Here is a 12082-nt window from a genome sequence, read left to right as displayed (position 1 = left end):
ATTTAATTTATAGCTCAGCCTCTGTCAGGCTATAGGATGACAGAAGTGGGCTTTAATGGCTGTAGTACTATAGCTGTTATACTCCAAAAGTAAGTATTAGATATAACAAATAGAAGAAATTAGATAGAATGATTAAAGGGGCAAGGATATAAAGGTTTAACTTGAAATAACCTGATAAAATTTGAATCACACTTCCAAGTGCTGGCACCCACGAAAGTAATAAAGTTGCAAAAATTAGCAAATTTTTTGTAACTTTTGGCGTTGTATATTCGTTTTCTAATTTGTGGTATGATTTTCGTATAGAGATTGTTATTCTACCTAAGTACCAATTAACTATTCCACCAAGGCTTGATCCTAGTACTCCAAAAAATAACATAAGTAGTGGAGTGTAATACGACCTGAAATAAAGCATGGTATTGAACACAAAACCTTGATGTATGGGTAAGATGAGCGACGATACTAGACTATCTGTGAATAACAGGAAGTAATTTTCCATATGAGTTTACCAGGTTGTTGTACCATCTTCATTGTCAGAAATTGTAACCCCCATTTGTTTCAACTGATCCCTTATTTTGTCTGCAGTATCGTAATTTTTATTTTTTTTTGCAATTTTTCTTAAGTCTATCAACCTTTCTATTTCTTGATGATTTACATCCACAGCAAACCACTTTTCATAACTTGACTCAAGAAGACCAATAAATCTGGCGCTCTTAACAAAACTCTCAGTTAATTTAAGCTTTTCACTTTCATTACTCATTTTGTTGATTTTTGCAGCCATTTCATGTAATATAGCTAGAGCTTCAGGAATGTTTAAGTCGTTTTTTAAAGCGTCTATAAAATCTTTAGAAATTTCTGCGTTACTTTCATCAATATTCGTTGTATCTAAGCCACGTAATAACCGATAAAATTTATTTAAGGTTTCCTGTGCATCAGAAATAACGTTTTCTGTCCAATCAAGTGGTTTTCTGTAGTGAGTTTTGAGCAGTGCATAACGTATTACTTCACCCTTTATTCCACTATCTAGCAAATCTCTTACTTTGACTATATTAAATAAGGACTTGCTCATTTTCTCTTCATTTACTGTAAGAAAGCCGTTATGTATCCAGTATTTTGCAAACATTGATCCAGCAAATGCAGACTTACTCTGTGCAATTTCATTTTCATGGTGAGGAAATTGTAAATCTATGCCGCCACCATGAATATCAAAATCTTTGCCAAGGTAAGCATATGACATTGCTGAGCATTCTATATGCCATCCAGGCCTGCCCTCTCCCCATGGGCTATTCCAATAACTTGAAAGTTTGTAGTCAATATCATTTGCAGGCTTCCACAGCACAAAATCTCCCGGGTGCTTTTTATTTTCATTAACTTCAACTCTGCTACCTGGGACCAATTCATCAGTTTTTTTTCCTGATAAAGCACCATATTCATGATAAGATTCTATATTAAAATACACGTGTTTGTCAGATTCGTAAGCATGGCCTGATTGCAGCAAATGTTCAATTAATTTTATAATATAATTTACGTTTTCCGTTGCTTTTGGTTCGTATGTTGGCTCTTTACAATTTATGCTTTCCATATCATCATGAAAAGCTTTAATGTAATATGTGGTTATACTTTCTATGTTGCTATTTTTCTCACTTGCTGCATTAATTATTTTATCATCAATGTCAGTTATGTTACGCACATAGGTAACTTTGCCATAACAAAACTTAAGTAGCTGAAATAACACATCATACACAACAACAGACCGTGCATTGCCTATATGTGCTGTGTCATATACTGTTGGTCCGCAAACATACATTTTCACATGATCTTTAGCGATTGGTGTAAAAAGTTCCTTTTTTTTTGTTAAGGTATTGTAAAGCCTAACCATATACGAAGCTTTTGAGAAAAGAAAATGCCCCAATGATAAGTTGTGGCCCTTTGACTACTACAACAAGAGTAAGCAATAGCCCACACAATGATATTAAAACTCCCAATATGGATAGAAACCCATCTTTACTCATAATACCAAGTGAAATAAGAGTTGTACCAATTGCAGGAATAAAGTTGGTAAGAGGCAATGGAAGAGCTATCGATAATGCACAAAGCAACATTACAAAAGCTAAAATCTTTTCACCGGGCCCATAGAAAATAAAAGACATTCTTGGTTTCATGAACTTTTCTATTTTTTTTAATGCTGGAGAAGTTTTTTCCACCACAAGAGCTAGTGTTGAACGCTGAAAAGATCTTCTTTCTAGCCAACTGGGCATCCAAGGAGAATCAAATCCAAATAAAAGCTGCAATGAGAATAAGATTAAAGGTATAGAAAGAATAGTTGTATAACCAGGTGGAACCGGTATAGGCACCGATAGCGGCAAGGAGAAGATGATTATTAAAATACCAAAACCACGCTCATGCAAAGCTGTTTTAATGTCAAACAAAGTTACTTTATCGCTATCATTGTTATTGGTATCTGCAACTTCTTTTAGAATATCAGAAGCTAATTTATCACTTTTAGTCAACTTATCATTTTTTGACACGAAAAACCTTTGATAAAAATAATTCTTAACACAATTATTGTTTTATTTCAATATGCATTATTCATTTTGCGCTAGTATAGCACTTCTCATAATAATCCGAACAGATCATAGAAAGGCAGAATCAACAGCATGACGAAAAGACTTGAATAGAGGAATGTTTTTCCTGACTCTGTTTTTTATAGCAAACCAATGATGTTCAATTTTGTTAAAATCTGGAGAATACGGTGGCAGATACAAAATTTCTGCACCAATCCCTTTAGCAAGCTTAATGATCTTATCAGACTTATGAAAAGTAGCATTGTCAAGAATGACAGTTTGTCCAGGTTCCAAGGTCGGTATCAAAAATTGCTCAAACCATCCATTAAAAATATCCATATTACAGTGGCCTTCAAAGGTTAATGGAGCAACTATTTTTCTTTCACTTAAAGCTGCAATCATACTGATTCGTTGAGTTTTCTTCCCAGATTTTAGGGCATAAAACCGCTGTCCCTTCTGACAATATCCATAGGGGTAGTCTTCAGTGTTGTCAATGCCAGACTCATCTATATACACTAAGTTTTTAGGTTCTTTTGTTGCTATAATTTTCAAGAATTTAGCACGTTTTTCTTCGCTTCTTTCCTTGTACCCATAGGTCTTTTTTTGCGTGTAAATCCAATTTTTTTCAGGGCTCGGTGGATAGTTTGGATACTAACGTTGCTCCAAAGTTTAGCCATTTCCAATAGAGTCTTTCCTCCGTTTTCTCTGGCAAATTTAGCAAAGGCATCCCAGTCGGTAATTTTGTGATTGTAACCTCCATTTCCAAGTTTTTTTGATTGAAAGTCACCTGTTTCTTTTCTTCTTTGCTGCCACTCCCACAAAGTAGTTCGTCCAATTTTAAATCTTGCTGCCACTGTTTCTCTGCTTTCTCCCTCGTCTAGAGCTTCCATTGCTTTTTTCCTTAAGTCATAACTATATGCTGCTGGCATACCTACCTTCACTACTACAAATCCTTATTTTACCTTATTTGGACTATTATGAAAAGTACTATAATATGCAGCAAACAGCAAATTGTCGGAACAATAAGAGGGTTATTGAAGATACATGGAATAAAGCTTGGTAAAGGATCAAAATTTGAAACTTTTGCTTTAAGAATACAAGAGGCAATAAATAATTTGGATGAAATCAGTAGGAGTTCAATAGAAGCATTAGTTTGCAGTTTGGAAGCAATAGAAGAGTCAATAAGGAAGCTTGACAAAATACTTTCAGAACAAGGCAAAAAAGATGAAGATTGCAAATTGTTAACTACTGTTCCAGGAGTTGGTATTATAGTAGCAATGACATACAAAGCTGCAATAGATGATGCATATAGGTTTGAAACATCTTATGCAGTTGGAGCCTATATGGGATTGAGCCCAAGACAGTACGCTTCTGGAGAGATTGATCGGCATGGAAGTATATCAAAAATGGGACCAGTAGAATGTAGGAATGTGTTGTACGAAGCAGCACAAGTCTTACTTACAATCAGTCGGAAAAATTTTAAGTTGAGAAGCTGGGTTGCGAAGAAAAAAGGGATGAAAAAAGCAATTGTAGCAGTAGCAAGAAAATTAGCTGTAATTATGCATAGAATGTTAGTCAATAAAACAGAATTTTGTTATTAGAAAATGTAGGAGGAGCATAAATTTTACTCAAGGTAGTAATGCCGATGGAAGGGATAAGCAAGACCGTTGGGTGAAGCTTTTAGACTTCGTTAAAAACATGTTGCCGTCCACTTCCGCCTAACAAGTATAATGCGGCTTGACAAATTTGTTGTCATATCAGACCGCGGAGAGAACCATGGAAGCATGCTACTTAATCTATGTAAAATTATTAAAGATTATGGAGGAAATATGCTATTTTGATTTGTGTAAAAATTATTGTTGACTTATGTGCAATTAGAGAACTAGATCCCAGTGCCTCCTTCTTCTGTCATCCCAGTGCCCTGACTACTTGGATCCAGAAAACTTAACTGTTAAATAAGTGGCTGCATAATAAAGACTAGATCCCAGTGTCAAGCACTGGGATGACACCATAGGGGGCACTGGGATCCAGGATTTTGACTGTAAACAAGCATACTATACAACATTTTCAATGAAACTGCCAAAAACTGGATTCCAGCGTCACGCGCTGACCTCTCTTGGGCTCTTTTAGCCATAAATATTAAGAAATTCACCAAATGAAAAAAAAGGCAAAAGAAGCCCTGGTCATTGTCTATTTTCAGTATTTGGCGTTTTTTAAGTCTTAAACGCTGCAATTTAGCTGCTTTTAAGTGCAACTAACCTTAGCTAAAATGTTTAAGAAATTTACTAAGCAGAAAAAAAGGCAAAAGAAACCCCGTGGTAATTAGTGTTCACTTCCTAATCCTGCAAATTGGCGTACTATACTGTCTTAAACAGCGCGTTTCAGCTTGTGTGGGTAAAAACCCAGAAATGTTGTGAAGACATAAGGTGCACATAGTGCAAAAAATTAAAAATAAGACGCCAACTACGTTGTTTTCTTGCTGTTTAATCTGCACAGATGAAGATAACAAAATACCTTCAGTTTTATGATAAGAGGACTGGCGAAGGGTGTCAAGTAAGTTTTTTCGTTTAATCTGTTTCTATGAGCTACTTGGATGATGTCACATAAATTAATAAATAGGAAAATTACTACAAATCCTTTCAACTTTAGTTTTTACTGCTTTTTCGACACTTGAGCTATTTCCGCTGATTAATCCTTGAATTACTTCATTTATTAGACTAGCTATCTCTTTAAAATTTTCTGCCTCAAGTCCGCGTGTTGTCTCAGCAGCGGTGCCGAAACGGAGCCCTGAAGTGATGGTTGGCTTTTCTGTGTCAAATGGCACAGAGTTTTTATTGCAGGTAATGCCAGCCCTCTCAAGACTATCTACAACGTCTTTTCCAGTTAATTTCTGCGATCTTAAGTCAACTAGCACTATATGAGAGTCAGTGCCACCGGCTATAATGTCAAGTCCATGCTTTTGCAATTCTTGAGCTAGTATTTTCGCATTTTCCACGACTTTCTTGCTATAAGTTTTAAATTCTGGCGCTAATGCTTCTTTAAATGCAACAGCTTTTGCAGCTATCACATGCATAAGTGGCCCACCCTGCAATCCTGGAAAAACTGCAGATTGAATTTTCTTGTGTAATGCTTCATCATTGGTCATCACTATTCCACCACGAGGACCACGCAAAGTTTTGTGAGTTGTGGAAGTCATAACATGCGCATATTCAGCAGGGGATGGATATTCGCCCGCTGCAATGAGCCCTGCATAGTGAGCAATGTCTGCAAGCAAATAAGCACCAACTTTATCTGCAATTTCGCGAAAGCGTTTGAAGTCCATTTTTCTTGGATAAGCAGAAGCACCAGCTATGATCAATTTTGGTTTATGCTCCAGCGCCAGCTTTTCTATCTCATCCATATTGAGCAGATAAGTGTCTTTATTTACTGTATATTGAATCGACTTAAACCATTTACCAGAAAGGCTTGGTGCCGCACCATGAGTTAGATGCCCACCGCAATTCAGTGACAATCCAAGTATTGTATCGCCTGGAGTAAGCAGTGAAGCAAACACTGCTTGATTTGCCTGAGAACCAGAGTGAGGTTGAACATTTGCAAACTTTACACCAAACAACTTACAAAGTCTTTCTATAGCCAGACTTTCAACTTTGTCCACATGCTCACAGCCACAGTAATATCTTCTGCCTGGATAACCTTCTGCATATTTATTAGTCAGAAAAGAGCCTTGTGCCTCCATTACCGCTTTGCTTGCAAAATTTTCCGATGCAATTAATTGCAATTGTGACTTTTGGCGTTGCAATTCTTTTTCTATAGATTGATAAACTTCATTATCAAAGGATTTTAAATCATTTTTAGAGCCACAGATTTTTTTTAAAATACTCATCATAGATCAAACCTCGCTTTAATTTTAAAATGCACAAGCAATTTTAAGACTGCTTGTCCTGCTTTTTTAACCATAAGAGCCCAAAAACAGCTATTAGCAAACATACAGGAATAACTGATGTTGCTTTTATCAGCAATTCAGCGCCATACACAGGATTCCCTTGTATCACTGTCTTATCCCAATACAAATCTATTATTTTTGCGATCCCAGTGTGAAAAAAATAGCCAAAAACCATGACTATCATGTTTGACACAGCTGTGGCCAAGCCTACCAAGTTATTATTTACATAACTTAGTGCTTTATAAATTGTAACTACTTGATATCCAGATGCGAAACCAATAATAAAAAGCGTAGGTAATACAACATACAAGCCACCAATCTGAGTAAAAAGTAATAAAAAACCGGCGATCATTGCAAATGAGCATGCAATTATTACTTCATAATGCTTATTTTTATATTTTTCCAATAAATAAGCCAAAGAGAATGATCCTGTTAACATTCCTATCAATATTACGGAAGAGAGAGAAGATGCCAAGTCTTCATTCATTTTATATACTTCAAAAAAGAATGCTTTCGCCCAACCATCGGCAAAACCTTGCATTGGACCGACCATGAGTCCACCAAAAAAGCTAATTAGAATAATATGCTTGTTGAGAAGTATGTTTTTTAAGTCTCTAATGCTAACTTTTTCCTGTTGAGTATTGCTTTCAGGCGTTACTAAGAACAGCAACAGAGCAAGTAAACACCCGAATGCTGAGAAGGTATAGATAACATAATTCCAGCCAAATTTATTGAGTAAGAAGTCTAACGGTAATCCGCCACATATCCCCCCCAACACTCCTATAATTATGGATAAACTTGCCATTCTTGCCGATTTTTCTTGTGCAAAATACATGCTTGCAACTTTAAAGAGCCCAATTGCTGAAGCAGATGAACCAACTCCAACGATTATTCTTCCAATTATTGAATAACTCCACTCATCAAAGCATATAAGCGGTAATGTTCCGGTAAATGTTAAGACAATACATGCAGGTAAAACAAACTTTGGCCCAAATCTATCAAGGGCAAGACCAACAGGTATGTGAGCAAGCGTATAGCCTATATAATACAGGCCACCAAATTGACCAACGTCTGTAATACTTATGTTAAATTTTGTTATTAATTCAGGTGCAAGTATGTTTGGGATTACGCGTAATATATATTGGTATGCATAAAACAGTGACGCCAACAACCAGATTAAAAAATTCCTCTGCAACATGAATCTCAGCTAAAATTTAGGATTATATATACTTTAGTTATAAAAAACAAAATAAACATTTATTTTGATTTATTGAAATTTAATATAGATAACTAGCGTAAGCAACTATACATATTAACTAAATCTTCTAGATCCCAGATTGGTATGGCAGAAGGTAATGTAAAAAGTCTATTCTACTTTTGCAATTTTTAAAAGAGACCTTTTATTTTACTTACAATTTTTTCTACCATGTCTATAACTGGCTCATGAATAAGGTATATGAAAAAAATTACACCACAAACAATAAGTATATTTATGATTTTACCTTTATTTATCTTTACTTTAAGCTTTATTTTTGTTATAAGGTTCATTTTATTTACGTTTTATTTTACGCTGATAGATTATACTTTAAATAATATAATTTTTAGTAAAATTTGACTTCAGAAGTATCTTATTAACTCAATATTAACCTTTCTACATGTAAAATAGTTAATATAACATTGAGGTAGGTTGATGAACATAAGCACAATAGATAATACATTGCAAAATTACATAACAAAATACATTGAACAAACATTCGCTACACATGTGTCAGGCAATAGATATGACAAATTGTATAGGGAACTTCTAAGTGGCATAGAAGAGATAATAAAACTCACTATAAACGAAGCAAAACATTATGACAAAAGTTTGGAAAATCTATATAACGATTCAAGATTTAATAAGAAATTTATTCAAGCTGTTGCTAAACATCAGGTGTCGGAATTTTTAAATACTCACCCGAAAAGAAAAGAAATTGTTGCAGAATTTTACAATGAACATCACATTAACGAAAGTGATTTAAAGACTCTGGAGAAAGGGAAAGATTTAGTAAATAAAACAAATAACGTTAACTTACTGCAACGAAATGAAAAAAATGAGGAATTTAATATTAGAAAGACACTTGCTCACTCAATAAAAACGCCTTCCATAGAAAAATACAAGTTAGAACATTCAAGATAACCTTAGTGAATATTTTTAACGCGGTGAAATGGGTGATTTATGGATAGTCTATTTCATTTTAACTCCTGGCACGCTTTAGTAATACTATCACATCCAATTTCTAATTGTTCCTGAGAAGTTGCATAAGAAATTCTGATAAAATTTTCTAGACCAAATGCAATTCCTGGAATTACAGCAACTAAATAATCTTCCAACAAGTACTCAGTGAAATCTAAATCGTTATTTATTATCTTACCACTTTTTGTGCTTTTACTGAGCAATCCTTCACATGAGACAAATAAATAGAACGCACCTTGTGGAACAGATGCTGATAATCCCGGGACAGAATTTAGCTTTTTCACCATAAAATCTCTACGACTTTTAAAAATCCTTGTTCTTTCTTTCAAAAAACTATGGTCACCGTTTAATGCTGCTGCTGCTGCTGCTTGTGCTATCGAATTTGGGTTAGAAGTGCTCTGAGACTGCAGTGTAGAAATAGCTTTTACTACATCACTTCTACCTGCAATATACCCTATTCTCCAGCCTGTCATTGCATATGCTTTTGACACTCCATTGACCACAAAAACTCTGTCGTAAAGCTTTGGCTCAACCTGAGCGATAGTAAAAAACTTTTCGTCGTATATTATATGCTCATAAATATCATCTGTAACGACATTCACATGTGGATATTCAAGCAATATTTGTGCTATGTCTTTTAATTCACTATACGTGTACACAACTCCTGCAGGATTGTTTGGTGAATTAAGAATTAACCATTTAGTTTTTTTAGTTATATTGCTTTTCAATAATTCCGCTGTCAGTTTAAAATTTTGTTTGCATTCCACTACAACTGGTAAGCCCCCAAAAAGATTTACCATATCAACATATGAAACCCAGTAAGGAGCTGGAATAATAACTTCATCTCCAGAGTTAATTGTTGACATGAACAAATTGAATAACACCTGCTTAGCACCAGTGCCAACACAGATTTGGTTAAGCGTGTACTCGAGGTTATTATCCTTTCTTAACTTATTAATTATTGCTTCTTTCAGCTCACGCGTTCCATCAACAGCAGTATATTTAGTTTTGCCTTCATTTATTGCTTGAATAGCTGCTTTTTTTATATGATCTGGAGTATCAAAATCTGGCTCTCCTGCAGCTAAAACACAGATTTTTTTTCCTTCATTTTTCAACTTATTTGCCTTATCAGTTACAGTAATCGTAGGTGAAGGTTTTATTAGGGACATTCTTTCTGCAAGGTCTGACATATCTTACTGAAGCTAAATTCAAATGATAAACCCTGTATAACAAAAAAGCTAGGAATTTTATTATTTTACATAAGGTAAAAAAAGGCAAATAGTTTTTAGGTTTACTGTCACTCCAGTGCTCTCTTCTTGTCATCCAAGTACCTTCTCCTGTCATCAAAGTAGCTTGACTACTTGGATCCAGAAGAAAGAATGGTGTCATCCAAGTAGCCGACACTGGGATCCAGAAAAGGTTGCTTGTAAACTAGCATAGAAAAACGTTTTCGATGAGATTATATGGAAAACTGGATTCCAGCGTCACGCGCTACCTTCCGTGTAAACATTAAGAAATTCACCAAACGGAAAAAAAGGCAAAAGAAGCCCTGGTCATTGTCTATTTTCAGTATTTGGCGTTTTTTAAGTCTTAAACACTGCAATTTAGCTGCTTTTAAGTGCAACTCACCTTAGCTAAAATGTTTAAGAAATTTACTAAGCAGAAAAAAAGGCAAAAGAAACCCCGTGGTAATTAGTGTTCACTCTCTAATCCTGCAAATTGGCGTACTATACTGTCTTAAACAGCGCGTTTCAGCTTATATAGCTAGCAATACTGTGAAGACATAAGGTGCACATAGTGCAAAAAATTAAAAATAAGACGCCAACTACGTTGTTTTCTTGCTGTTTAATCTGCACAGATGAAGATAACTGAATACCTTCAGTTTCATGATAAGGGGGTTGAAGGAGTTTGTAAAGGGATTTTTTTCGTTTCACCACAATAAAGGCTTTTCATGTAGGGGTTTTAGTAATTTCTTACAAAAGCCACTAACTCAGCAATATTTTCAACTGGGGTATCAGGGAGTACTCCATGTCCAAGATTAAATATGAAAGGCAAGCCTCTAAAGCAATCTATTATACGTTTTGCCTCTTTTATTGCTTCCATTTTATTATAGGCTAAAAGATTAGGATCAAGATTTCCTTGTAGAGGGATTTTTAGATTCGCTTTCGCCCATTCTATTGGAACATTATAATCTATACTTATTGCAGATACACCTGTTTGCTCGCAGTAATCCTTATAAAGATTTCTAGCAGACCTTGGAAAACCTATTATTGGAAAATCAGGAAATCTATCCTTTATTGCCAAAACAATTCTCTTTGTTGGTTCAATAACATATTCTTTAAACAACGGTTCCGATAATGCACCAGCATTACTGTCAAATAGCTGAATAACATCTGCTCCAAATTCTATCTGTTTAATTAGATAAATAATCGTTGCTTCCGTTATTCGTTCAATTATTTCCTTCAAATACGAAGGGTAAAAATTTAATACTTTGGAAAAAGTTTTGCTGCTTCCACCTTCTATGATATATGAAGCTACTGTCCATGGGCCACCAGCAAATCCTATAAGAGGCTTTTTTTCTGATAGCTGACTTCTGACTTTCTTTATAGCGTTTAGAATTGGTAAAATTTTAGCTTCAATGTCTTGTGGACTTTTCAATTCTTTAGGATTCTTTATAGGTTTTATTCTCGGGCCCACATTGCGCAGGAAATTCACGTCACAACCCAAAACGTCAGCTATTATTAAAATGTCTGAAAAAATTATCGCCGCATCCACGTCAAATCTTGTCACTGGCTGTAATGTCAATTCTGTCACTAAATCTGTGCTGTAGCATATCTCCATAAAATTATTCATATTTTCCACTGCTTTGCGGTACTCAGGAAGAGACCTGCCAGCCTGACGCATTAGCCAAATAGGCACTCTTTCACCTGGCTCATTTTGCTTGATAACTTTTACTATTGTTGTTTTGCTGCTTTCCAATCTATTTTATTTATTCTTCTGTATATTAAAGTATAGTAGTAATAATAGTTCTATCAACAACTTGTTACTAACTTAAAATTCAGTAAAAATTGGCGTTGTTCAACTTGTGGATAAATATGTTAATAACTTTTATATACTATTGATTTTCTGTTATTATTTGTGTGTATAAGTAAGATGTTTAGAATGTTAGTAATTTTCTTTTATGGAAAACATTTTGCCATCATGCATTGTTACTTAACTATGTATATGTTGTTGAAAAAGTTGTTAATCAGCTGTTGGTATTTTATATCAACAAATAATTCACAAATTAATTTGACATTATTCACATGCTTATTAAACATTTAATAACAGTTTTCTTGATAA

10 protein-coding genes are annotated in these 12082 nt (G+C 34.8%); 2 read left to right on the top strand and 8 right to left on the bottom strand.

What is annotated here, in order from left to right; all coding sequences use genetic code 11:
- Positions 1-76: 76 nt before the first annotated feature.
- The 4 genes from NBW39_RS08770 to NBW39_RS00035 all read right to left on the bottom strand — a co-directional run bounded on the left by NBW39_RS08770 (position 77) and on the right by NBW39_RS00035 (position 3490).
- Positions 77-496, bottom strand: coding sequence for a DedA family protein (locus tag NBW39_RS08770; RefSeq protein WP_370273654.1), 420 nt, complete (start codon positions 494-496; stop codon positions 77-79).
- Between the two features lie 6 nt (positions 497-502).
- Positions 503-1876, bottom strand: coding sequence for a cysteine--tRNA ligase (cysS, locus tag NBW39_RS00045; RefSeq protein ID WP_250295219.1), 1374 nt, complete (start codon positions 1874-1876; stop codon positions 503-505).
- On the bottom strand, positions 1869-2525 hold the full coding sequence (locus tag NBW39_RS00040) for an exopolysaccharide biosynthesis protein (RefSeq protein WP_250295218.1): 657 nt from the start codon (positions 2523-2525) through the stop codon (positions 1869-1871). Before NBW39_RS00040 ends, cysS begins: the two co-directional genes overlap by 8 nt.
- 105 nt (positions 2526-2630) lie before the next feature.
- Positions 2631-3490, bottom strand: a protein-coding gene (locus NBW39_RS00035; RefSeq protein WP_250294642.1) for an IS630 family transposase whose coding sequence is annotated in 2 segments (ribosomal slippage) — positions 2631-3166 and positions 3166-3490 — 861 coding nt in all. Because the reading frame shifts where the segments join, the coding sequence is not laid out codon by codon here.
- 48 nt (positions 3491-3538) lie between these two features.
- Between NBW39_RS00035 and NBW39_RS00030 the strand changes: the two genes are divergently transcribed.
- Complete coding sequence (locus NBW39_RS00030) at positions 3539-4162, top strand: transposase (protein ID WP_250295217.1); 624 nt, start codon at positions 3539-3541, stop codon at positions 4160-4162.
- A 1007-nt stretch (positions 4163-5169) separates the two neighbouring features.
- Here the strand turns inward: NBW39_RS00030 and glyA are convergent.
- The gene (gene glyA, locus NBW39_RS00025; RefSeq protein ID WP_250295216.1) at positions 5170-6447 is read right to left on the bottom strand and encodes a serine hydroxymethyltransferase; all 1278 of its coding nucleotides are present in this window, start codon (positions 6445-6447) and stop codon (positions 5170-5172) included.
- A gap of 40 nt (positions 6448-6487) precedes the next feature.
- Entirely contained in the window at positions 6488-7702 is a 1215-nt protein-coding gene (locus tag NBW39_RS00020) for an MFS transporter (protein WP_250295215.1), read from the bottom strand.
- Between the two features lie 492 nt (positions 7703-8194).
- Between NBW39_RS00020 and NBW39_RS00015 the strand changes: the two genes are divergently transcribed.
- Positions 8195-8683, top strand: coding sequence for a hypothetical protein (locus NBW39_RS00015; RefSeq protein ID WP_250295214.1), 489 nt, complete (start codon positions 8195-8197; stop codon positions 8681-8683).
- A 53-nt stretch (positions 8684-8736) separates the two neighbouring features.
- On the opposite strand, the gene NBW39_RS00010 is transcribed toward NBW39_RS00015, so the two are convergent.
- Both NBW39_RS00010 and hemE read right to left on the bottom strand, forming a co-directional pair.
- Positions 8737-9930, bottom strand: a complete 1194-nt coding sequence (locus NBW39_RS00010; protein ID WP_250295213.1) for a pyridoxal phosphate-dependent aminotransferase — start codon at positions 9928-9930, stop codon at positions 8737-8739.
- A 772-nt stretch (positions 9931-10702) separates the two neighbouring features.
- Entirely contained in the window at positions 10703-11719 is a 1017-nt protein-coding gene (gene hemE / locus NBW39_RS00005; RefSeq protein ID WP_250295212.1) for a uroporphyrinogen decarboxylase, read from the bottom strand.
- Positions 11720-12082 lie beyond the last annotated feature (363 nt).

This window comes from Wolbachia endosymbiont of Oedothorax gibbosus (assembly GCF_936270435.1).
Lineage (GTDB): Bacteria > Pseudomonadota > Alphaproteobacteria > Rickettsiales > Anaplasmataceae > Wolbachia.
The sequence above is the reverse complement of the archived record's forward strand: the minus strand, read 5'-3'. Positions and strand labels throughout refer to the sequence as shown.